This is a genomic window from Clostridium sp. (assembly GCF_021443865.1).
GTDB lineage: Bacteria > Bacillota > Clostridia > Clostridiales > Clostridiaceae > Clostridium.
In genome coordinates, this window is the sequence record NZ_JABUTB010000006.1 from 19,834 (window position 1) to 42,978 (window position 23,145).

Sequence of the window (23,145 nt, forward strand, 5' to 3'; positions counted from 1 at the left end):
AATAGATATAAATTTACAGGAGAATATTATGGATCTTAAAGGAAGTAAAACTGAACAAAATCTTTATAGAACCTTTGCAGGTGAATCTAGAGCTAGAAGTAAATATAATTTATACGCTGAAAAGGCTAGAGTTGATGGATATCAATGGGTTGCAGAAATCTTTGATGAAACTGCACATAATGAATTAGCTCATGCAAGAGAAGTGCTTGGTAGATATTTAAACTTAATTGGATGTACCAAAAACAACTTATTAGACAGCGTTTTAGGTGAAACTAATGAAAATGAAAATGTATATAAAAAGTTCGAGGATGATGCTAGAGCAGAAGGATTTAATGATATAGCTGATTTCTATAAGGAACTTAGAGAAGTTGAAGAAGGTCATTCAATGAGATTTAAGGAACTGTATGATAAGATTGAAGATGGAACAATGTTTAAGGGGCCTAAGAATTCTTTATGGGTATGTATGAATTGTGGATATATCCATGAAGGAGAAGAAGCACCATTAATTTGTCCATTATGTAAGTATCCAAGAGCATATTTTAAACCTTATTGTAAAGTTTCAAATGCTTAAGGAGGTAGCTTATGTTTATTTCAATACCAAGGGATTTTTTTGTTCCCGTAGTCTTTAGTGATGATTTTAGGTATAACAGTGAAAATGATTGTATGGAATATGATACAGATTTAAGTAATTCAAAGTATAATATTAACAGAAGAATGTTAATGGATTTAAATTCAGAAGGAAATTCAAGAGAAGATTCTGGCTTTATTGCAGAGGAGATGGAAAATTTAATTAACATAAATGATAAAAAAATAGAGGAACAAACATCAAATTATTCAAAGAGCTTTATGAAATTTATAGAAGAACTTAAAGAGGAAGGTTGCTTAGATAAAAATGGAGTTAATATTAAGACATTAGTTAATTATTATGCTAAAAGCTTTAGGGAGCTTTATAATAGTTATAAAGATTTAATATCTAATGTAACAATGCCTATTTCCTCATCTGATGAAGATCAAATTATAGATGAATATATAGGTAAACTTGAGGATATATATAATAAAAACTTAAAAGAACTTAATTGTAAAAATTTAAATTATGATTATATAGAGCCTACTTTAAATGAAATATTTGATAATGCAAGGGAAATTTTAAAAGAAGAAATAAGAAATATAAATTGTGACCTTGTAAATATAAGAAGTGTTTGTAACAAACCAGAAGTAATAAGAAATGAATTTAATAAGAATGAAAATATATATAATAAACTTGATGATGAGTTTGTTATGGAAATGCAAAAATAGGTAAATAAGCAGGTGAATTTATTGTCTTATAGAGGCATAATAAACAGTCAATATACTGATGTTAGTAATCTTACTAGCTTATTAAGTACTTTAGTTAATTCCTATAGATTATTAATAGGAGGTGCTTACGAACTTAATAATATATCTGAAGCTAAAAAAAGTGATGTTAAAGAAGCTGTTAAAAGAGCTGATAACTTAGGAGAAATAATAGATGAAATAATAAAGACTTTAGATGAATGTAATACATCCTATATTAAGTATTGTAAAATAAAGAAAAGCTTTATAGATGATAAAGTTATTAAGGATAATATATTAACAGAAATTAATAATGAGATAGAATTTCAAAATTCTTCATCAAGGGAAGATGATGAGGATGATGAATTTTAATTATTTAGAATTAAATGCTTATAATTTAAATAGGAGCTGTTTTACAGCTCCTATTTTTATATAAATAAATATTATACTTTCTTTAGTTTAAAAGTGCTTACCATAAGATAAGAACCTAATATTAATAAAACTATTGGAATTAATGGGCTAACTGCACGGTTAAGTGTAAAAAATGCAAATATAGCAATAAAACTTCCAGTAATAGTTATAGGTACTCCAGTAAATACCCCATCAAAAGTGGAAGTATTATATCTAGCTAATCTGTAAGCTCCACAAATAGGGAAGGATAGTAACACTATTGTACCGATTAGTCCTGATGGACCTACATTTCTTAATTGATACATTAAAAACATTAATATAGATGGTGCAACACCAAAGGAAACAAGGTCTGCAAGGGAATCTAACTCCTTACCTAGTTCACTAGAAACATTTAACCATCTAGCTATTCTGCCATCATATCTATCTACAAGTGCTGCTATTAATATAAAAAAGCTAGCAAATAAATAATTTTCTTGGAAAGTGTATAAAATAGATATTATGCCACATGATAAATTAATAAATGTAAAAATATTAGGAATACAACTTTTTCTCATATAATCACTCCTGATTTTAAGGCTACTTGAAATTTTTGCCTTAATCTTATTATCAATGCAATATTATATCATAAATTTCACGAAAAGATAAGCTAATAAAAGATTTAAAAAATTATTAATATAAAATTAAGATTTGTGGCTAATAAATAATTTGATTTATATGAAAATTATAGTAGTATAGTAATATATTATATTGTAAGAAATTTTTATAAATGCAGTTGTTTTTATAAAATAAGGAGGGGTAAAGTGAAAAAGGTTAAATTTATCTATAACCCATATTCTGGAGAGAACGTAATATTAGATCATCTAGATAGTGTAATAAAAATTCATCAGGAAGCAGGATACACTATTGTCCCCTACAGAATAGATAAGGAAATGGATGTAATTAATGCTTTTAATGACTTTAGAGACACAAATTATTACTATGTTTTAATTGCTGGTGGAGATGGGACTATAGATAATGTGGTTAATGCTATGACTAAGGCAGGAGTATCTGTTCCAATAGGTATATTGCCAGTTGGTACTGCTAATGATTTTGGAAAATTCTTAGGAATGCCATCAGATATAAGTAAAGCATGTAGACAAATTTTATCTTCAGAGGTTACTTCTGTAGATTTAGGAAGTATTAATGATAAGTATTTTGTTAATGTAGCAAGTACTGGATTATTTACTGATGTTTCTCAAAAAACAGATGTTAATTTAAAAAATACTATAGGAAAGTTAGCTTATTATTTAAAAGGATTAGAGGAATTACCTAACTTTAGAAAGCTTGAAATAAAAATTAAATCCGAAGAAATGGAGTATGAAGGCAATATGTACTTTATGCTTGTATTCAATGGACAAACGGCAGGTAATTTTAAACTTGCAACTAGAGCAAATGCTTCTGATGGATTATTAGATGTTATTATTTTTAAGGCTATTCCTATTATTGAACTTATACCATTATTTGTGAAGGTATTAAAGGGTGAGCATTTAGACTCTGATCATGTAATTTACTTTAAAACTAATAATATATATATTGAATCACATGAGGATATAGTAACTGATATAGACGGTGAAAAGGGACCGGATTTTCCTCTTAACATAAAATGTATAAAAGGTGGACTTAAAGTATTAGGTGTGAAACAGTAAGTTAAAATAAATATGAATTTAATTTAAAGCTACTTAGGTAGCTTTTTTATTTTTTAGGAATTTATAAAAATATTATTCTGTGAATAAATTTTTATAAATTCCTTTCCTTCAGTATATTCTTTTTATTTATTTTTTTATTTATAAGTTGCCTTTTTGCTTAATTTTAATATAATATAATATTGAAGAGAATGTATATTAATTTAGAAAATATAAAGTTTAAATAAGGAGTGAATTTAAATGGAGGGTGTCCCTCAGAGTAGTGATTTAATAAAATTGAATATTAGATTTTTAGAGGAGATAAGCTTCATTATAAATTAACATTCTTAAAGACCTCCTCTAAAAAATTGAGGAGGAAAGACATGAAGAATATGAAAAAGCTATCAGTATTTTTATATACAAATATTCTTGGAAGAAAGATTTACGACGAATTTGATGAAAGTATTGGCGAACTTAAGGATATTTATGTAACTACTGAAGATGGCTATCCTAGAGTAATTGGCTATAAAGTAAAACGTGATGGCTCTACTTTTCATTATGAGTTCAGAACTATTAGCTTTTATCAACAAGATGGTAATAGGATAAAGATAGTTACAAGAGGAAGTAAGGAAATACTACCAAGGACTTATTCCTATCTTTTATCTGAAAATTTATTAGATAAAAAAATAGTTGATATTAATGGAAAGCAAGTAGTAAGAGTTGATGATTTAAGAATAGCTGAAATTGCAGGAGAGTACAGGGTTATTGCAGTAGAAACAGGACCTTTAGCAAGATTTAGAAGATTAAATTGTGCAAAGCTTGGTGGATTTATCTATAAGCTATTAAGGAAGGAATATGATGATAGAGTTTTAATGTGGGATGATGTTGAGTCTTTAGAAATGGTAAATAATAATTTACAAATTTCAGTTCCATATAAGAAACTTTCAACACTGCATCCAGCTGATTTAGCAGATATACTAGAAAACTTAGATGCAAGTTCAAGAAAGCAAGTATTTGAATCCTTAGATGAAGATTTAGCAGCTGATACATTAGAGGAAATAGAACCAGAATATAAGGGTAGTATAATAAAGGAATTAAGTGAAACTAAGGCAGCAGAACTTTTGGAAATAATGTCTAATGATGAAATTGCAGACATATTAGATGAATTAGACGATGAAGAAAGAGAAAAAATTCTTGTTAATTTAGAAAAAGAAGATGCTGATGAAGTTAAAGAAATATTAGAATATGAAGATGAAGCTGTAGGAAGTATAATGAGCACAGACTTTATTTCATTTAATTTAGATATAACTGTTGGAGAAATAATAGATATATTAAGAGAAATGGAAGAACTAGAAGAAGATGAACTTTATAGAATTTATATAACTGATGAAGAAGATATAGTTATTGGATCTATTACACCAGCAGATTTAATTTTAAATAAACCAAATGTTAAAGTTAAGGATATAATGACAGAGGATATAGATGTGATAAGAAATGATGTTGATATCAGTGAAGCTATAGAACTTATAGCAAAATATGATTTATTAACAATTCCAGTTATTGATGAGGAAAATAAGCTAATTGGAGCGGTAAATACTCATGATATAATAGATGAAATCTTGTATCCAGTATGGAAGAAAAAAATAAGATAAATGTCAATATTGACATTTGTAATTTTAGTCATATAATATAAAATATAAAACTTAGTAAATTACTCGGAATTAAAAACTGTGAAAAAGAAAAGTAGTATAAAGGAAGGTTACAGAGAGAAAAGATAGATGAGAACTTTTCACCTATAATTTATATGAAGTGCGCTTTGGAGTTGAAGTTTGAAATAATAGTAGGACTTTCCGGTATCATCCGTTATAATGAAATGCAAGTTGCATTAAGAGTGAGATTAATTTTTAATCTAATTAGAGTGGAACCACGGAGTTTACTTCGTCTCTAGAAGGCTTAGAGACGAAGTTTTTTTGTGTACTTTTAATTTAAACTAATATATGAAGAGTAATTTATTTAATTAGTATATTGGAGGAAATATGATTTATAATAACACATTAGAATTAATTGGTAATACACCTATAGTTAAGCTTAATAATTTAGTTTCAAAAAATAGTGCGGAAGTTTATGTGAAATTGGAAAAATATAATCTAGGGGGAAGCGTTAAGGATAGAGCTGCCTTAGGTATGATTGAAAAAGCTGAAAAAGAAGGTCTTTTAAAAGAGGGATCTATTATAGTTGAACCTACTAGTGGAAATACTGGAATAGCTTTAGCAATGATAGGAAGACTTAAAGGATATAAAGTTGTAATTGTTATGCCAGATAGCATGTCTAAAGAAAGAAGAGATTTAATTAAGGCTTATGGAGCAGAGCTTATATTAACAGAAGGTTCTTTAGGAATGAATGGAGCTATAGAAAAAGCTACTGAGCTTTCTAAGAAAGATAATTATTTTATGCCACAGCAATTTGAAAATTTAGCTAATAGAGAAAAGCATTATTATACTACTGCTGAAGAAATTTATAATGATATAAATGATTTAGATGTTTTTATAGCTGGAGTTGGTACTGGAGGTACTATAACAGGAGTAGGTGAAAAATTAAAAGAAAAAATAAATAATATAAAAATAGTTGCAGTTGAACCTAAGAAGTCACCAGTATTAAGTGGTGGAAGAGCAGGTGCTCATAAGATTCAAGGATTAGGTTCTGGCTTTATACCTGAAATATATAACCCAGAAATTATTGATGAAGTAGTAAATGTTTCTGATGAAGATGCCTACAGGGTAACAAAATTAATAGCTGAAAAAGAAGGGATATTACTTGGAATATCATCAGGAGCAGCTGTTCATGTAGCTTTAGAAATGGCTAAGAAATTAGGAAAAGGCAAAAAAGTTTTAGCAATAGCACCAGATGGAGGGGAAAAGTACATATCTCTTGGTATTTATGATTAGATTAAGGTATTAATTGTACATGTAACTAATGTTTACATTGGTTCATAAGATTAAGTCTAATTTATAAAATCAAAGATTTTGGATTTCACTTATAGGAGGAATAGCTGTGTTTAAGAATTTAAAATATGATATAAATAATATATTAGAAAATGATCCAGCAGCAAGAAGTAAAATAGAAGTATTTTTATTATATCCTTGTATCCATGCATTAATAGCTTATAGAATATCACATTTTTTATATAATCATAATAGATTTTTTTGTGCTAGATTAGTTTCACAAATAGCTAGATTTATTACAGGTATAGAAATTCATCCAGGAGCAAAAATAGGAAAAGGGCTTTTTATAGACCATGGAATGGGAGTAGTAATTGGAGAAACTAGTGAAATAGGAGATAATGTTACTATATACCATGGAGTTACCTTAGGTGGTACTGGAAAAGAAAAGGGCAAGAGACACCCTACAGTAGAAGATAATGTTATTATTGGAGCAGGTGCAAAGGTTCTTGGACCTATAGTACTAAAAAAAGGAAGTAGAGTTGGAGCTAATACTGTGGTATTAAAGGATGTACCAAATAATGCAACAGTTGTTGGATGTGCAGGAAGAAATATAATTAGAAATGTTAATGATATAATTGAAATAGTAGATGAAGATGGTAATAAGAAAACTATATATAATCATATGATTATTTAGAGGGCAATATTAGAGGGAGAATATGAAGAAAGAGGATATTATAGATTTTTGTAATTCCATAGGGTTAGATACTCTAGGATTTATAAAATGTAGAAGGTTTGAAGAACTTGAAGCTTTTTTTTATGATAGAAAAGAAAAAGGTCTTGAAAATGAGTTTGAAGAAAAGGATATATCAAAGAGAATAAATCCTTTTATTTATATGGAAGAGGGAAAGACTATTATATCAATAGCTTTCCCTTATCTTCATAATGTGAAATATTATGAAAATGGTTTTTCAGTATATACTAGAGGAACTGATTATCATAGGGTAGTAAAGTTTTATTTAAATCAAATATGTGAATTTATTGAAAGTGCTGGTGGAAAAGCTTTATCCTTTGTAGATAGTAATGTCTTACCTGAAAGATATATAGCTTATTTAGCTGGAGTAGGCTTTGTTGGTAAGAATAACTTAATAATTACTAAGAAGTATGGTTCCTATGTATTTTTAGGTGAAATTATAACAGATTTAGAAATAGAAACTACAGAGAGAGATTACAAGGAAATACAGGATTTTAAAGAGTGTGGAAGCTGTGAACTTTGTTATAAGAGTTGTCCTAGCAAAGCTATTAATCCTTATAAAAAGAATAGTAATATTTGTGTATCTTATTTTACTCAAAAGAAGGATTTAGAAGATAGACATATAAAATTATTAAAGGGAAGAGTATTTGGCTGTGATAGTTGTCAAAATTGTTGCCCATATAATGAAAAGGCTGAATTCTCTAAAATTGAAGAGTTTTATCCTTTTGATTTTATGAATAATAATAATGCTCTAGAATTAGTAAATGCAAGTACAAAGGAATTCAAAGAAACATTTTTCAGAACTTCTTGTGGCTGGAGAGGTAAAAATGTATTAAAGAGGAATGCTTTGATAAGAATTAATAATGATAAGGGAGATATAAGTGAAGTAAAAACAGATTCTCCTTATTTGAAAGATTATGTTGATAGACTTTTAAACAGTAATAAAATATAATTATACATATATAAATTAGGAAGTGAGGTAGAATAATGTTATCACCAACATTAGTAAAGGTAATTAATGTATTACCAGAGTCATTAGTAATAAAGATAACTAAAGTCATTGTATATAGGTATTTTAAGAAGTATGCCAACATGAAGGTAGAGGGGTATGAAAAAATAAAAGACATAGAAGGTCCTGTAATATTCATTGGCAATCACTTAAGTAATGCGGATGGGCTAGTTTTAGCTAAGGTTCTTAAAGAAAAATTTGATCCAACCTTTGTAGCAGGAATTAAATTATCTAATGACCCAATAACAAAACTTGGGACTATGCTAATTAAAAACGTAGGAATTAAACCTAACTCTGCTGATAAGGAAGCTATAACTAAGATTGTTAAATTAGTTAGAGGTGGAGAAAATCTAATGATTTTTCCTGAAGGAACTAGAAGTAGAACTGGAGCAATGATAGAAGGGAAGAAGGGAATATTATTAATAGCAAGACTTACTAAGGCGAAAATAATTCCAATTGGGATAACAGGAACTGAGATTTTTCTTCCGATAAATAAAGATGGAGATATGGGCGGAGAAAAGTTTAATTATGCGGATATTAACATTAATTTTGGTGAACCTTTATCATTACCAGTTAAGGGAAAAGATGAAGAACGACACGCATATGATGATAGGTGTATGGAATACATAATGAAATCAATAGCATCCTTAATACCTGAGAAATACAGAGGAATATATAAGTAGGTGTTTTTATGAAAAAAAGAACTAAAGCTATTTTGGATATACTAAAAGAAGATTATCCAGATGCGAAATGTGAACTGAATCATGATTCTCCATTTCAGCTTTTAGTGGCAACAATACTTTCAGCTCAAACCACTGATAAGAAGGTAAATGAAGTTACTGAAACACTATTTAGAGATTATCCAGATTTAGATGCATTTTTAACTCTTTCAGTAGAAGAACTTGAAGAGAGAATTAAGCAAATAGGATTATATAGAAGTAAAGCTAAAAACCTAATTATGATGTGTAATCAACTTAAGGAAAAGTTTAATGGAGAAGTTCCAAGAACTATGGAGGAAATTACTTCTTTAGCTGGTGCAGGAAGAAAAACTGCTAATGTAGTTTTATCAAATGCCTTTGGTGTTCCATCTATTGCAGTAGATACCCATGTTTTTAGAGTATCTAATAGGTTAGGACTTGCGGATTCTGATAATGTTTTAGAGGTTGAGAAACAGCTTCAGAAGGAACTTCCAAAAAGAGAATGGAGTTTAGCTCATCATTTATTGATTTTTCATGGAAGAAGATGCTGTATTGCTAGAAATCCTAAATGTGTAATGTGTGATTTAACTAATCACTGTAAATATTATAAAGAAGTTAGGAAAAACGAAATTAAGAAGAAGTAGAATTCAGGCTAAGTTTAGCCTGAATTTTTTATTTATTTAATAACTAATAATATATTTGTAAGTTTTTAAAACTTTTATCATATTTTATATAGTGCTATAATTAAGATGAAGAATTTTTTAGCAAATTTGTATTGGAGGACAGTATATGAAAGTTGGAATTTTAATGGGAGGAATATCTTCAGAAAGAGAAGTTTCATTAAATAGCGGAAAGTCTATGATGCAACATATCAATAAAGATAAGTATGAAGTTGTTCCTGTTGTTATAGATAAGAAAGAAGAATTACTAGAAAAAGTTAAAGGCTTAGATTTTGCATTACTTGCATTACATGGAAAGTTTGGAGAAGACGGAACAGTTCAAGCGGTACTTGATACTTTAGGAATTCCTTATTCAGGTTGTGATGCTTTAAGCAGCTCTCTTTGTATGGATAAAGATTTAACTAAGAGTGTATTAAAAGCTAAAGAAATTAGAACTGGAAAATGGTTAAATGTTTCTTCTGTAGATGAAATAGATTATGAAAAAATAGAAGAAATGGGTTATCCAGTATTTATAAAACCAACAAATGGCGGTTCAAGTGTTGCTACTTTTAAAATTACTAAAAAAGAAGATGTAGAAAATGCCGTTGTAGAAGGCTTAAAATGGGATAAAGAAGTTATGATAGAAGAATTCATTAAGGGTGACGAAATTACATGTCCTGTATTTGATAATGAATTATTCCCAGTACTTGCTATAAAGGCAAAAACTGATTTTTATGATTATGAGCAAAAGTATTCTGCAAATGGAGCAGAACATTATGCTATAGATTTAGAACCTAAGATATACGAAGAAGTTAAGAAAATGGCTTTAGATACTTATAAAGCTTTAAAGTGTTCAGTTTACTCTAGAATTGATATGATAATAACAGAAGATGGAACACCTTACGTACTAGAAGTAAATACGCTTCCAGGTATGACAGCAACTAGCCTTTTTCCACAAAGTGCATCAGAAAAGGGAATAGGTTATCCAGAGTTTATAGATATGATAATTGAATATTCTTTAAAGAAAAATAAATAGATTAATTAAGGGAACCTAAGATGAAAAATAGAGGAACTAAAGAGTAATTTATTAGAATTTTCGACATATATTTATAAAGTAAATTTATTAATTTTATTTTATATAGATGGGAGGAATTTTTATGAATTTTATTTTTTTAGTTCTACTAGGATCAATTTTAGGTTTACTTTTTTGTGTTTACCAAGGAAAAATAGTTATGCAAGCAGATGAAGGTGAAGAAAAAGTAAAGAGTATTTCTGCTAAGATTAGGAAAGGTGCAAATGCATATTTAAAAAGACAATATAAGGGCGTTGCAATATTTTTTGTATTGATGTTTCTTGTATTTTTAGCTATGAGCTTTTTTAAATATGTTTCAATTTTTGTACCTTTTTCTTTTATTATTGGAGGATTCTTATCAGGTCTTACTGGATTTATAGGAATGAAGGTGGCAACAAATGCCAATTCAAGAACTACTACAGCAGCTAAAAAGAGCTTAAATGGTGCATTAAAAATTTCTTTTAAAAGTGGTTCTATAATAGGTATAGTTGTTGTTTCTCTAGGACTACTATATATAGCAGCTGGATATGTATTTTTAGACTGGTATTATAGTGACTTAGTAGAAGCTGATAGATTACTACAAGTTACAAATAACATATTAACTTTTGGTATAGGAGCTTCATCAATGGCTTTATTTGCAAGAGTTGGTGGTGGTATTTTTACCAAGGCAGCAGATGTAGGAGCTGACCTAGTAGGAAAAGTAGAAGCTGGTATTCCAGAAGATGACCCTAGAAATCCAGCAGTTATTGCAGATAATGTTGGTGATAATGTAGGGGATGTAGCTGGTATGGGGGCAGACCTTTATGAATCCTATGTAGGCTCATTAATATCATCTTGCGCTTTAGCAGTAGCAGCAGGGCTATCAAGAAATGGAGTAGCAGTTCCATTATTAGTTGCAACTTTAGGAGTAGTAGCTTCTATTTTCTCAAGTTTCTTTGTAAGTGCAAAGGAAGATGCAAGTCAAAAGAATCTTCTAAGTGCATTAAGAAGAGGAACTTATATATCATCTATAATCGTTGCAGTAGGCTCTTTCTTTATTGTAAGATACCTTCTAGGTTCAGAAAATATAGGTGTTTACTTTAGTATTTTATCAGGACTTTTTGCAGGTATGTTAATAGGATTCTTTACAGAATACTATACTTCAGATAGTTATAAGCCTACTAAAAATTTAGCTGATATGAGTAAAACAGGACCAGCAACTATAATAATTGGAGGCCTTTCTCTTGGAATGATGTCAACAGCGATTCCAGTTATAATAGTAGCTATATCAGTACTTATAAGCTTTAATTTATCAGGTGGAATTAATGACTTTAATTTAGGCTTATACGGAATAGCAATTTCAGCAGTTGGTATGCTATCTACTTTAGGAATTACTCTTGCAACAGATGCTTATGGTCCAATTGCAGATAATGCAGGTGGAATTGCAGAAATGTCTGAACAAGATCCAGAAGTTAGAAAGAGAACAGATGCTTTAGATTCCCTAGGAAATACAACTGCAGCAACAGGTAAGGGATTTGCTATAGGTTCAGCAGCGCTTACAGCTTTAGCATTTATAGCTGCTTATAAAGATTCTATTGAGAATATGGTTAAAGATGGAACAGCAAATTTTGAATTTAATTTATCTATATTAAACCCACAAGTTCTTATAGGATTATTTATAGGTGGAATGGTAACTTTCCTATTCTCAGCAAAAACAATGGATGCAGTAGGACGAGCTGCTTCAAAAATCGTTGTAGAAGTAAGAAGACAATTTAAAGAAATCCCAGGAATTATGGAAGGAAAGGGAGAACCAGATTACGAATCTTGTGTAGATATTTGTACGAGATCTGCTCAAAAAGAACTTATTACCATAGCAATAATAGCAATAGCAACTCCTGTAATTGTTGGATTAATTTTAGGACCAAATGGAGTAGCAGGATTACTTGCAGGCTCAACAGTAACTGGATTTGCAATGGCAATTATGATGTCAAATTCAGGTGGAGCTTGGGATAATGCTAAAAAATACATTGAATCAGGAGTTCTTGGAGGAAAAGGTTCAGACTGCCATAAAGCAGCAGTAGTTGGTGATACAGTAGGTGACCCATTTAAAGACACAACTGGACCATCAATAAATATATTAATAAAATTAATGTCCATGGTTTCAATAGTATTTGGAGCACTAATACTTGCTTTTGGAGCATTATAATAGAGAAAATATAAGATAAAAATGCTGTGCTTATAAAGTATGGCATTTCTTTATATTAAAAAAATGCTAGCAATAGGTTCAGATTATTTAACTAAATGCTGATAGTTAGATTTAAATTCTTGGAGTAAATTGTACTAGTATTATATTAAGACACTATTAGTGTGTGTTTTAAAATAATGTTGGTTAAAATACATTAATAAGTAATTTCATATCTAGGAAAATCTTTAATTTTTATATAATTAGTTTTTAGATAGTTATCTTTAAATAAATTAATTTGATTAATCAAATAGGTTTGATAATTATTTCTATAATCTAAAATATGCCAATTAAGATAGTTCTCTAAGTATTTTGTTGCAACTCCTCTAAATCTTATTAACCATCTCTTTATATTAAGTGAAAAACTGTGGATAAATATGCTATTACGGGGAAGATGTTCATTAATAGTTATAAGCTCTTCTGGAGAGTCAGTAGTAATTTTATTACTAATTACTTGTTGGACTAAATTTAATATTGAAGTTTTAGATAAAGGGAGGCTTGATGAATTATGTTTTTTAGCATAAGCAGCAAAATATCTATCATTATAAGCTGATATAATTGAGTGCTCAGATATATTGTGGGCAAAGTTTTTATTTATTGCTGGTAATGAGATAGTGTATCTACTTATAGGTTTTGAAATAATTGTATTATTGCTGTCCATTCCACAAGCTATAAATATATTATCCTTTCTATTATGTTTAGCAGATCTGTTGCCTTTAAAGTTTTCTTTCATTATTATTTTGCTTACTTCAACATAATTTTCAAGACGTTTATTATTATTTTCTAACTGAGTAATTAAGATTTTATGTCTCCAAAAGAATGCAGTAGCCAAATTTATTTTTAATATTGCAGCACACTCTCTAAGGGATTTGCCATTACTCATTAATATTACATATTTAAGCCAAAGATTTATTGGTTTCTTTGAATTATAGAATAAGGTATTAGTTTTTGAAGAAAAAGTTTTTTTGCACTTCTCATTTGTACATCTAAATCTTTGAATTCCTTTGTATTTTCCATACTTTATAAAGCTCTTACTATTACAATGTGGACAAGAGCCAACTTTTATATCTTTTAAAATATCAACTAATGTTAAATGGCTTTGATATTTAGTTACTATATTAAGTTCACTGCCATTATAATTATGATTTGTGATATCTATATTCCAGAAAATTTGCATAACAATCCCCTTTATAAAAATGTATTATCTAATGTTTGAATTGTTGACATAAATGACAAATAATAAACCAGAATATTTATAACTAACAACAACTTTTTAAAACACAGTATGAGCCTCTTGTAGTATTACTATAAGAGCCTTAAATTAGTTGTGAAATTCTAATGAAATAACATAAATTTCAACTGTATTAAGCTTTTCTTAAGAATTTTTTATGCTTATTATTAAGATATATATTTTAAAATGTAAATATAAGTTTAGAGTGTGGTAAACTTATATTTAGAACAGAAGGGGAGTTGATATTATGAGTAAAGAACGAATACTAATAGTTGATGATGAGAAAGAAATAAGAGATTTAATTGATATATATTTAAAAGGTGAGGATTATGAAACTTTAAAGGCTGAAAATGGAGAAGAAGCATTAAAGATTTTAGAAAATAATAATGTTGATTTAATAATATTAGATATAATGATGCCTAAAGTTAATGGAATAGAAGCATGTTTTAAAATTAGGAAGCAAAGAGAAATGCCAATAATTATGCTTTCAGCTAAGTCAGAAGATATGGATAAGATTTTAGGACTAAATACTGGAGCAGATGATTATTTAACAAAGCCTTTTAACCCATTAGAATTAGTAGCTAGAGTAAAATCTCAGCTTAGAAGATATAGAAAATTTAATAAGACAGCAGCTGAAGCAGAAAGCCGAAAGCAGGAAGATAATATACTAGAAATAGATGAATTAACTGTTAACTTAGAAACTCATGAAGTATTTAAAGATGGAGAAGAAATAAAATTAACTCCAACTGAGTTTGATATATTAGTTTTACTTGGAGAAAACAGGGGGAAGGTATTTAGTATAGAAAATATATATAATAGTGTTTGGAAACAAGATTTTATGCAGTCTGACAACACAGTTATGGTACATATAAGAAAAGTTAGAGAAAAAATAGAAGAGGATCCTAGAAAACCTAAATATATCAAGACTGTGTGGGGGGTAGGATATAAAATTGATAGGTAAACAAAAGGAAAAGAAGGAGAAAATAAAGAAGGAAAGGGTTGGACTAATAAAAAGATTAAAAAATTTAGGAGTAAGGACGTTTAATAAATTTTATAATTCTAGGCTTGGAAAGACAATTAGAAAAGTTTTAGAGTGGCTATTAAAAAATATTGAAAAAAGCATTCGATTTGAGCTTATGGTAGTCTTTGCAATATGTTTTGTTGTTGCATTTTTATTTTATGGATTTGCTAATAATATCTTGGCTCAAAATAGAACTGTTACTAAAATTCAGTATGATGCAGAAGATATACAGTATAAAGCTAATTCTGTTGCTAGGGAGTTAACTTCTAACAATATTTATTATAATGAGAATAATGAAGCTTACGGAATAGAAGGCTTAGATGATAAAGATTCTATAATGGAAGTGTTAAATAGATTTAATAATGGAAAAGCAAAAATATATTTAACTGATTTAGATGGGAATATTCTTTACAATATTAATGGTGATGGCCAAGATAAATTAGATATATATACTATTTTAGATAAAAGTAATACTGCTCAAGATGAAGGAGCAGAAAGAACTTATCTTTATCCAGTTAATATAAATGGCGATAGAGCATATCTTATTTATTTTGAATCCCCTATACCTTATCTTTCATATGAATATTTTATTGATACAAATTCATTTCTAGCGCTTATTCTATCTGTGATTGTATTTATTTCTATATTTATCATAATTACTAATAAGAAAATGAAGTATATAGAAGAAATTGCAGCAGGGGTTAGAATGATTTCTAGTGGAGATTTATCTTATAGAGTAGATGAGAAAGGTAAGGATGAAATTAAAAACTTAGCAGAGAATATTAATAATATGGCATCAGAAATACAAGAGAGAATGGAAGCAGAAAGAAGATCAGAAAAAACAAAAAGTGAATTAATAACAAATGTTTCCCATGATTTAAGAACTCCTCTTACTTCGGTAATGGGCTATATAGGTTTGATTAAAGAGGGTAAGTATCAAAATCAAGATATGATGAAGGAATATTTAGATATTGCTTTTAATAAATCAAATCAATTAAAGGAGTTAATTGAAGATTTATTTGAATATACTAAAATTAACAACAAAGGAATTGTATTAGAGAAGAATAAAGTAAATATAGTTGAATTTTTATCTCAAATTATAGAAGAATATATTCCTATATTTGAAGAAAATGAAATAGAGGTAGTTAGTAAATTTGTAGATGAAAAGTCTATAGTAGAAATTGATGCAAGTAAAATGGTTAGGGTTTTTGAAAATTTATTTTCTAATGCCATTAAGTACTCCTATAAACCAGGGGAAGTAACAGTATCTACATTTGAAAGTGAAGGCTATGTTACTATAGCTATTAAAAATAAGGGCGAAAATATTGCCAAGGAAAAGGTTGAAAGGTTATTTGATAGATTTTATAGAGTTGATGAAGCAAGGAATTCTAATGTTAAGGGAAGTGGACTTGGACTTGCGATATCAAAAAACATAATAAATTTACATGATGGACAAATTTGGGCTGAATCTGTAGGAAATGATATAAGTTTTTATATAAAGTTAAAATGCATTAATTAAAGAATAAAGTAACCTTTTAGAAAGGTAGTTAATAAATTGATATAGAGATTATTTTTCTTGGAGGAAAAATGCAAAATAAAAATCCTAACAGTACTTTTGGAATAGACATAAATGAATACACTCAAAATGTTAATTTTCAAACCTTGGCAAAGACTATTGACTTTTTATATCTAAGATCTTCAGGTTCTGGTTCTGGAAAGTTTAGAGTAGATAAAAAGTTTTTGGAATTTGCTAAAGAAGCAAGAAATTATGGAATACCAGTAGGAGCTTATCACTTTGGGGTACCTTCTTATGATTTAACAACTGCCGATTCACAATGTAATGATTTTATTAACATATTGCAGGAGGGCTTTGGAAATAAAAATTATGGTGATTTATTCCCAGTATTAGATATAGAGACTCCTGTAGATAATAAAATAAGTACAAAGGCACTAATAGATTGGATAGAAAGATTTAGAAAATGTTTTGAGAATAAAACTAGAAGAAGATTAATGCTATATACAGGAGCATTTTTCATTGAACTTTATAATGACTTTAAATTGCCAGATGGAAGTCAGCCTTTAAAGAATATGCCATTATGGATAGCATTATATACTAATGTCCCAGTTAACCCACCATATCCACCAGATTTAGGTGGTTGGAAAAGATGGAGAATATGGCAATATAGTGAGGGAGAAGTAGTTCAAGGTGTTGGAAATCCTGTAGATGCAAACTGGGGACCAGATAATTTAGATGAATTAATGCAACCAAAACAAATTAATGGTCTAAGAGCTGTAAAAGAAGGCGGTATACTAAAGGTAACTTGGAACAGAAATACTGATTCAGATCTTTTAGGATATAATATATTTGCTAATGGTTATTGGATTGGAACTGCTGATAAAAATGATACTAGCTTTGAAATTCCTTTATCTGAATTACCAGTTAAGACAAATGTACCAGTAACTATATCTATAGAAGCTTTTGATTATGATGGAGAAACTTCCCAAGTCAGAAGTAAAGTAACTGTATAATTTTAATTTAAAAAAGATGATATTTCTCTGTTGATAGAATTATCATCTTTTTCATTTTTTAATATATATTGGTAATAATTTCATATAAAAAATAAATAATATTATTAGATTTATATTAAATTTGTTGAAGAAATATAATATAATAGTATAGATATATTAATTGTTAGGGAAAGTTAGAAAGGAGTGGGGTAGGTGAAAAAAATAAATAAAAATACATTAATAGCTGCATCAGTTATACTTTTTTTAGTTATTGTAGGAATTATAGGATATGTTTTTTCTGTTAATAAAAAGGTTGCAGCTTGGGAAAATAAAATTTACCCAGAAGTTAGTGTCCATGGTGTAAACATAGGCGGATTAAACGAAGAAGAAGCTATAAACCTATTAAAAGAAAAGTTACCAAATTTAATTGTGGACAAGAAGATAACTGTTTTAGCTGCTGATAAAACTTTAGAACTAAATTATGATACATTAAATTTAAATTATGATATTGAATCAGTAGTAAATGAAGCAGTAGTTTATGGAAAAGATAATGGACTTTTTGCTAAAAATTCTTTGATAAATGGAAAAAATTCTATAGAATTAAATCCTAAAGTGAATTTTGATGAAGAGGCTTTAGTAGCTTTTGAAAATAAGGTTTTAGAAGAAGTTAATATAGAACCGAAAAATGCATCTATAAATGTTAATTCAGGTAATGTTTCAATTGTACCTGAAGAAGTAGGTAAAACTATAGATAAAGAGGACCTTCATAATAAATTAGTAGAAAGCATTAGTGGAAATCCAAGTAATGACATAGAGCTTTCTTTTGAATTAAAGGATCAAGAAGCTAGTGTTAAATCAACGGATTTAGAAAGTATAACAGGAAAAATTAGCGAATATAGTAGCCATTATAATAATACTGGTGATGGTAGAGTTAGAAATATGGAAATAGCTGCAGGAATAATTAATGGAACTTTAGTTATGCCAGGTGAAGAGTTTAGCTATAATGCTTTAATAGGAGATACAACTCCAGATAAGGGATATGAAAAAGCTAATACTTATGTAGGAAATGAAATAGTTCCTGATTACGGCGGAGGTATTTGCCAAGTATCAACAACTTTATATAGAGCTGTTATGAGAGCTAATATTAGATCTACTGAAAGAATGAATCACTCATTAACAGTTTCATATTCTGAACCAGGATTAGATGCTACAGTTGCTAACGGAGTAGTAGATTATAAATTTGTAAATACTTATGATTTCCCAATATATATTCAAGGATATGTTAGTGGTGGAGTAGTAAACTTTACTATATACGGTAATGTTGAAGCTATGGGTAATAAAACTTATGAGCTTGTAAATGAAGTTCATGAAAAATATGATCCTAAAAAGAAATACGAAGATGATCCAACTATGGAAGCTGGAACAGAAAAAGTAGTATCATATGGTATGCCAGGATATAAAGCAAGCTCTTATCAAATTACTTATGAAAACGGAGTTGAAGTAAATAGAGAACTTATTTCAACAGATGTTTATATGACAACTGATACTGTTGTTAAGAGAGGCACTAAGAAAAAAGAAGAACCTAAAAAAGAAGAACCTAAAAAGGAAGAAAATCAAACTCAAAAGCCTCAAGATTCAAATAATAACAGTGAAAAACCAAATGAAGAAACTACTAATCAAGAAACTACTAATGAATCTGAAAATAAACCAAATGAATAATAGAATTTTAATAAAAAACATTTTACTTTTGTAAAATGTTTTTTTTGAATTTATTTTATACTTAAGATTATTGTACAATACTTTTGCAAATGATATTATATAATATATTAAATTATCAAAGGAGTTTTTTATGACATACAAAATGGTCTGTATAGATATGGACGGAACTTTACTTGGGAAAAGGAAACGAGTATCTAAAGAAAGTAAGGAAGTTATAAAAAAAATACATGATAAAGGCGTTGAAATAGTAGTAACCACAGGAAGAATATACAATAATGCGGCATATTATTCACATCTTTTAGGAGTGAAATCCCCTGTAATTGCTGCTAATGGAGCAGTTGTTAGGGATAAGCATAATAATAGGGTAATATATGAGAATACTATAGATACTGATGTATGTGTAAAACTTATTGAACTTCTATATAAGATGGACTTTTTCTTTCATTTTTACACACTAGATAGTATTTATTGTGGAGATAAAATAACTAAATTAGGTACTGAGATATATATGACTAAACAAGTAGGTTTCGAAAATTTAAAAATTAAATATCATATTATAAATAATTTAGAGGAATGGAAAGAATTCTTTAAAAGAACAAATGGACAAATTACCAAATGTATAGCTTTTTCACCAAAACCTAGTAAAGTTGCAGCTTTAAAGAAAGAACTTAGAAACATGGAAGATATTGTTTATTTTGGTTCTGGCTCTAGAAGTGTAGAAATTAATAATAGAGGTGTTTCTAAAGGGAGAGCAGTAAAAGCCCTTGCTGATTATTATGGATTCACTAGAGAAGAAATAGTATGTATAGGGGATAATGAAAATGATATATCAATGATTGAGTATGCTGGGTTTGGAGTTGCAATGGGAAATGCTATAGATGAAGTGAAGGCTTTAGCAGATTATATTACAGATACTAATAAAGAAAATGGAGTTGCAAAAGCAATAAAGAAAATTTTCAATGTATAAATAATAGTATGGATGGTTTTATTTATAAGCATAATATATAAGAGGTGATATTATGTTTGTACCACAAAAGGTAGTATTTGAAGAAAAAGCTTTGAAATTTTCATTGGGGGAAGAGCTTTTTAATAATTTTAAAAAGCAAGGAATTGAAATTGAAGTTAATAAAACTGGAAGAGTAAATGGATCGAAGGATGATGCCGTAAAAAAGTTTTTTGATAGCAAAAGAACTTTAGTTATTGGAGTTAAAGGAAATGCAAAATTTCTAAGTTGTAAGCCTTCAGCACATTATCAACTTCCTTTAGTAAGTGGATGTATGGGAATGTGTGAATACTGTTATTTAAATACACAACTAGGGAAAAGACCTTATGTTAAAGTTTATGTTGATATAGATAATATATTAGATAGGGCCTTTGAATATGCAAATGAAAGACTACCACAAATAACAATATTTGAAGGTTCAGCTACATCCGATCCCATTCCAGTTGAAGGATATACTCATGGATTAAGCAAGGCTATAGAAGTATTTGGTGAAAATGAACACACAAGGTTTAGATTTGTAAGTAAATATTCTGAGGTAGATCCTTTTATAGGATTAAATCATAATAATCATACAGAAATTAGATTTAGTATAAATTCACAAGAAATAATAAAAAAATACGAGCATGGAACTGATAGTGCAGAGAAAAGAATAGAAGCTGCAAAAAAAGTAAAACAAGATGGTTATAAAATAGGCTTTCTAATAGCTCCAGTATTTATATATGAAGGCTGGAAAGAAGATTACAACAAATTATTAGATAAAGTACAAAAAGAGTTTCAAGGAGAAGAAATTACCTTTGAAGTAATAACTCATAGATTCACAGAAAGAGCAAAAAATAATATACTCACCATATATAAGGACTCTTCATTGCCAATGAAAGAAGAGGATAGAAAATTTAAGTATGGACAGTTTGGATATGGGAAATATATATACAAAGATGAGGATATGAAAGAAATAAAAGAGTTTTTTACTGAAAGATTAAGTAGGGATTTTGGAGAAAAAAGTATTTTATATATTGTTTAAACAATATTTCGTAAAATAATATGTTAATTAATGATAAATGACTTTGACTAATAGGTTACCATATAGTATTATTTTTAATAGGTGTTAAATTAAGTAAGGTTATAAAATCTTACTTTTTTGTTGGAGGTCATTAAAATGAATTTAAATATAGTTTTATATCAACCAGAAATCCCACAAAATACAGGAAACATTGCAAGAACTTGCGTTTTAACTAATTCAACCTTGCATTTAATTAAACCTATGAAATTTAAGATTGATGATAAACAAGTGAAAAGAGCGGGATTAGATTATTGGAGCGAACTAAAACTTGAAATGCATGAAAGTTATGAAGACTTTATGAAAAAGTATGGAGATAAAAAAATATACTTAGCAACCACTCATGGTGGTGAGCATTATGACGAAGTTTCCTTTAAAGAAGGAGATTTTATAATGTTTGGTAGAGAATCAGCAGGTGTTCCGGAAGAGGTGCATAAGGCACATGAAGGAATAAGAATTCCAATGATTAAAACTAGCACAAGAAGCTTAAATCTGTCAAATACTGTAGCAATAATAGCTTATGAAGCCTTAAGACAAATTGGTTTTCCTGAAATGAAATAATTAGGGGGAATAATAATGAAAAAAATAAAAATATTAACAGATAGTTGTTTAGATCTTCCTGACCAGTTGATTAAAGAGAATAACATTGATGTTTTACCACTTCTAATTAACTTTGGTGATAAAAGTTATTTAGATAGAAATGAAATAGATTTAAAGACAATGTTAGATAAGATTGACAAAGAAGGGATTGTCCCAACTACGGCACAAGTCACACCAAATAGATTTGAAGAATACTTTAGAAATGCTTTAAATGAAGGATATGAAGTAGTTGTGTTACTTATGTCTTCAAACATGAGTGGAACATATAATTCAGCATGTATAGCAAAGGAAATGGTAGATTCTGATGATATTACTTTAATAGACACTCAAGTTGTAACATCGGCTCAAGGATTCTTTGTGTTAAAAGCATGTGAACTTAGAGATAAGGGGTTAAGCCCAAAAGAAATTAAAAGAGAAATAGAAGAATTGATACCTAAAATGAATGCATCTTTATGCTTTGAATCATTAGACAATTTAGTTAGAGGCGGTAGAATATCTAAGACTGCAGGGGTTATAGGAAATGCTTTAGGTCTTAGAGTTATAGTAGGCTTTGAAAATGGAATGATGATAGCTAAAGATAAGGTAAGAGGCAATAAAAAGGTTATTAAGAAAATAATTTCTGAATATGAGAATTCTAACGCTGACAGAGATGAATATGTTATGCTAACAGAGATAGAAAGTCCAGAAATTAAAAGTGAACTTAAAAAATACTTAGATGAAAATAATATTAAACATATAGAAACTACTCCAGGCTGTACAGTTGGTATCCATTCAGGAGTTGGAGCATGTGGATTATTTTTTGTAACTAAATAATTGAAATTATATTTATATTAATATTAATAAGAATTAAAATTTAATTGAGAAATGCAATACAGAGCTACTTATGTGGCTCTGTATTTTTGTATAAAAATAAAAACTTCTTCCTAAGTATAACGTTTACTTAAAGAATGTGATATTATTAATTTTATGATGTTGATTTTAAAAATGATAATAAGAGAGGTAATTTAAATTATATCAGAAGTTAAATCAAGTGTCAATAGATTTTTTTCTTGGAGGGATAGTATGAATACTAAATATGTTTTTGTAACAGGTGGAGTTGTTTCAGGATTAGGAAAAGGAATTACAGCAGCTTCTTTAGGTAGATTATTAAAAAATAGAGGGTTAAAAGTATCAATTCAAAAGTTTGACCCGTATCTAAATATTGATCCAGGAACAATGAGTCCTTATCAACATGGAGAAGTTTTTGTAACTGATGATGGTGCAGAAACTGA

General features: G+C 28.7%; 22 protein-coding genes, 1 pseudogene and 1 other annotated feature. Of the genes and pseudogenes, 21 read left to right on the forward strand and 2 right to left on the reverse strand.

The window, feature by feature from the left end; genetic code table 11:
• The first annotated feature begins 28 nt into the window (after nt 1–28).
• From HUJ77_RS02090 to HUJ77_RS02100, 3 genes are read left to right on the forward strand one after another with little or no spacing between them, the layout of a single operon-like run.
• Nucleotides 29–571 carry a rubrerythrin family protein gene (locus tag HUJ77_RS02090; RefSeq protein ID WP_291706915.1) on the forward strand — a complete coding sequence of 181 codons (543 nt, stop codon included), beginning with the start codon at nt 29–31 and terminating at the stop codon, nt 569–571.
• Between the two features lie 11 nt (nt 572–582).
• Entirely contained in the window at nt 583–1,296 is a 714-nt protein-coding gene (locus HUJ77_RS02095; protein ID WP_291706916.1) for a hypothetical protein, read from the forward strand.
• A 21-nt stretch (nt 1,297–1,317) separates the two neighbouring features.
• Nucleotides 1,318–1,683 carry a hypothetical protein gene (locus tag HUJ77_RS02100; protein WP_291706917.1) on the forward strand — a complete coding sequence of 122 codons (366 nt, stop codon included), beginning with the start codon at nt 1,318–1,320 and terminating at the stop codon, nt 1,681–1,683.
• Nucleotides 1,684–1,754: 71 nt separating this feature from the next.
• On the opposite strand, the gene pssA is transcribed toward HUJ77_RS02100, so the two are convergent.
• Nucleotides 1,755–2,276 (reverse strand): CDP-diacylglycerol--serine O-phosphatidyltransferase, encoded by a 522-nt coding sequence (gene pssA, locus HUJ77_RS02105; RefSeq protein ID WP_291706918.1) that lies wholly within the window; start codon nt 2,274–2,276, stop codon nt 1,755–1,757.
• A 246-nt stretch (nt 2,277–2,522) separates the two neighbouring features.
• Here pssA and HUJ77_RS02110 point away from each other — a divergent pair, with 246 nt between their 5' ends.
• The 9 genes from HUJ77_RS02110 to HUJ77_RS02150 all read left to right on the forward strand — a co-directional run bounded on the left by HUJ77_RS02110 (nt 2,523) and on the right by HUJ77_RS02150 (nt 12,699).
• Nucleotides 2,523–3,407, forward strand: a complete 885-nt coding sequence (locus HUJ77_RS02110; protein ID WP_291706919.1) for a YegS/Rv2252/BmrU family lipid kinase — start codon at nt 2,523–2,525, stop codon at nt 3,405–3,407.
• Between the two features lie 368 nt (nt 3,408–3,775).
• Nucleotides 3,776–5,035, forward strand: coding sequence for a CBS domain-containing protein (locus HUJ77_RS02115; protein ID WP_291706936.1), 1,260 nt, complete (start codon nt 3,776–3,778; stop codon nt 5,033–5,035).
• A gap of 69 nt (nt 5,036–5,104) precedes the next feature.
• Nucleotides 5,105–5,332: a binding site (T-box leader), on the forward strand.
• 87 nt (nt 5,333–5,419) lie between these two features.
• Nucleotides 5,420–6,328, forward strand: a complete 909-nt coding sequence (cysK, locus tag HUJ77_RS02120; RefSeq protein WP_291706920.1) for a cysteine synthase A — start codon at nt 5,420–5,422, stop codon at nt 6,326–6,328.
• 106 nt (nt 6,329–6,434) lie between these two features.
• A complete protein-coding gene (gene epsC / locus HUJ77_RS02125; protein ID WP_291706921.1) occupies nt 6,435–7,019 on the forward strand; it encodes a serine O-acetyltransferase EpsC in 585 nt (194 codons plus the stop codon).
• Nucleotides 7,020–7,041: 22 nt separating this feature from the next.
• On the forward strand, nt 7,042–8,028 hold the full coding sequence (queG, locus tag HUJ77_RS02130) for a tRNA epoxyqueuosine(34) reductase QueG (RefSeq protein WP_291706922.1): 987 nt from the start codon (nt 7,042–7,044) through the stop codon (nt 8,026–8,028).
• A gap of 35 nt (nt 8,029–8,063) precedes the next feature.
• Nucleotides 8,064–8,768, forward strand: coding sequence for a lysophospholipid acyltransferase family protein (locus HUJ77_RS02135; RefSeq protein ID WP_291706923.1), 705 nt, complete (start codon nt 8,064–8,066; stop codon nt 8,766–8,768).
• Between the two features lie 8 nt (nt 8,769–8,776).
• Nucleotides 8,777–9,427, forward strand: a complete 651-nt coding sequence (nth, locus tag HUJ77_RS02140; protein WP_291706924.1) for an endonuclease III — start codon at nt 8,777–8,779, stop codon at nt 9,425–9,427.
• Nucleotides 9,428–9,572: 145 nt separating this feature from the next.
• Nucleotides 9,573–10,478, forward strand: coding sequence for a D-alanine--D-alanine ligase (locus HUJ77_RS02145; RefSeq protein WP_291706925.1), 906 nt, complete (start codon nt 9,573–9,575; stop codon nt 10,476–10,478).
• Nucleotides 10,479–10,599: 121 nt separating this feature from the next.
• Nucleotides 10,600–12,699, forward strand: a complete 2,100-nt coding sequence (locus HUJ77_RS02150; RefSeq protein WP_291706926.1) for a sodium-translocating pyrophosphatase — start codon at nt 10,600–10,602, stop codon at nt 12,697–12,699.
• A 193-nt stretch (nt 12,700–12,892) separates the two neighbouring features.
• Here HUJ77_RS02150 and HUJ77_RS02155 read toward each other — a convergent pair whose 3' ends face one another.
• Nucleotides 12,893–13,912 (reverse strand): hypothetical protein, encoded by a 1,020-nt coding sequence (locus HUJ77_RS02155; protein WP_291706927.1) that lies wholly within the window; start codon nt 13,910–13,912, stop codon nt 12,893–12,895.
• Between the two features lie 301 nt (nt 13,913–14,213).
• Between HUJ77_RS02155 and HUJ77_RS02160 the strand changes: the two genes are divergently transcribed.
• The 9 genes and pseudogenes from HUJ77_RS02160 to HUJ77_RS02200 all read left to right on the forward strand — a co-directional run.
• A complete protein-coding gene (locus HUJ77_RS02160; RefSeq protein WP_291706928.1) occupies nt 14,214–14,927 on the forward strand; it encodes a response regulator transcription factor in 714 nt (237 codons plus the stop codon).
• Nucleotides 14,917–16,506: an ATP-binding protein gene (locus tag HUJ77_RS02165; protein ID WP_291706929.1), complete on the forward strand. Its 1,590-nt coding sequence runs from the start codon at nt 14,917–14,919 to the stop codon at nt 16,504–16,506. Before HUJ77_RS02160 ends, HUJ77_RS02165 begins: the two co-directional genes overlap by 11 nt.
• Before the next feature lie 68 nt (nt 16,507–16,574).
• Nucleotides 16,575–17,516, forward strand: a complete 942-nt coding sequence (locus HUJ77_RS02170; RefSeq protein ID WP_291706930.1) for a glycoside hydrolase family 25 protein — start codon at nt 16,575–16,577, stop codon at nt 17,514–17,516.
• A 192-nt stretch (nt 17,517–17,708) separates the two neighbouring features.
• Nucleotides 17,709–19,214 carry a VanW family protein gene (locus HUJ77_RS02175; protein WP_291706931.1) on the forward strand — a complete coding sequence of 502 codons (1,506 nt, stop codon included), beginning with the start codon at nt 17,709–17,711 and terminating at the stop codon, nt 19,212–19,214.
• Between the two features lie 130 nt (nt 19,215–19,344).
• Nucleotides 19,345–20,181: a Cof-type HAD-IIB family hydrolase gene (locus HUJ77_RS02180; protein WP_291706932.1), complete on the forward strand. Its 837-nt coding sequence runs from the start codon at nt 19,345–19,347 to the stop codon at nt 20,179–20,181.
• 52 nt (nt 20,182–20,233) lie between these two features.
• The gene (gene splB / locus HUJ77_RS02185) at nt 20,234–21,238 is read left to right on the forward strand and encodes a spore photoproduct lyase (protein ID WP_291706933.1); all 1,005 of its coding nucleotides are present in this window, start codon (nt 20,234–20,236) and stop codon (nt 21,236–21,238) included.
• A 135-nt stretch (nt 21,239–21,373) separates the two neighbouring features.
• Complete coding sequence (locus tag HUJ77_RS02190; RefSeq protein ID WP_291706934.1) at nt 21,374–21,835, forward strand: tRNA (cytidine(34)-2'-O)-methyltransferase; 462 nt, start codon at nt 21,374–21,376, stop codon at nt 21,833–21,835.
• A 15-nt stretch (nt 21,836–21,850) separates the two neighbouring features.
• A complete protein-coding gene (locus HUJ77_RS02195) occupies nt 21,851–22,687 on the forward strand; it encodes a DegV family protein (protein WP_291706935.1) in 837 nt (278 codons plus the stop codon).
• A gap of 249 nt (nt 22,688–22,936) precedes the next feature.
• Nucleotides 22,937–23,145: pseudogene (locus HUJ77_RS02200) on the forward strand (CTP synthase); the annotation flags it as partial.

Coding starts and splice junctions, on each gene's coding strand:
- HUJ77_RS02090 (WP_291706915.1), top strand. CDS start 29: ATGGATCTTAAAGGAAGTAAAACTGAACAAAATCTTTATAGAACCTTT.
- HUJ77_RS02095 (WP_291706916.1), top strand. CDS start 583: ATGTTTATTTCAATACCAAGGGATTTTTTTGTTCCCGTAGTCTTTAGT.
- pssA (WP_291706918.1), bottom strand. CDS start 2,276: ATGAGAAAAAGTTGTATTCCTAATATTTTTACATTTATTAATTTATCA.
- HUJ77_RS02115 (WP_291706936.1), top strand. CDS start 3,776: ATGAAAAAGCTATCAGTATTTTTATATACAAATATTCTTGGAAGAAAG.
- cysK (WP_291706920.1), top strand. CDS start 5,420: ATGATTTATAATAACACATTAGAATTAATTGGTAATACACCTATAGTT.
- queG (WP_291706922.1), top strand. CDS start 7,042: ATGAAGAAAGAGGATATTATAGATTTTTGTAATTCCATAGGGTTAGAT.
- HUJ77_RS02135 (WP_291706923.1), top strand. CDS start 8,064: ATGTTATCACCAACATTAGTAAAGGTAATTAATGTATTACCAGAGTCA.
- nth (WP_291706924.1), top strand. CDS start 8,777: ATGAAAAAAAGAACTAAAGCTATTTTGGATATACTAAAAGAAGATTAT.
- HUJ77_RS02145 (WP_291706925.1), top strand. CDS start 9,573: ATGAAAGTTGGAATTTTAATGGGAGGAATATCTTCAGAAAGAGAAGTT.
- HUJ77_RS02150 (WP_291706926.1), top strand. CDS start 10,600: ATGAATTTTATTTTTTTAGTTCTACTAGGATCAATTTTAGGTTTACTT.
- HUJ77_RS02155 (WP_291706927.1), bottom strand. CDS start 13,912: ATGCAAATTTTCTGGAATATAGATATCACAAATCATAATTATAATGGC.
- HUJ77_RS02160 (WP_291706928.1), top strand. CDS start 14,214: ATGAGTAAAGAACGAATACTAATAGTTGATGATGAGAAAGAAATAAGA.
- HUJ77_RS02170 (WP_291706930.1), top strand. CDS start 16,575: ATGCAAAATAAAAATCCTAACAGTACTTTTGGAATAGACATAAATGAA.
- HUJ77_RS02180 (WP_291706932.1), top strand. CDS start 19,345: ATGACATACAAAATGGTCTGTATAGATATGGACGGAACTTTACTTGGG.
- splB (WP_291706933.1), top strand. CDS start 20,234: ATGTTTGTACCACAAAAGGTAGTATTTGAAGAAAAAGCTTTGAAATTT.
- HUJ77_RS02190 (WP_291706934.1), top strand. CDS start 21,374: ATGAATTTAAATATAGTTTTATATCAACCAGAAATCCCACAAAATACA.
- HUJ77_RS02195 (WP_291706935.1), top strand. CDS start 21,851: ATGAAAAAAATAAAAATATTAACAGATAGTTGTTTAGATCTTCCTGAC.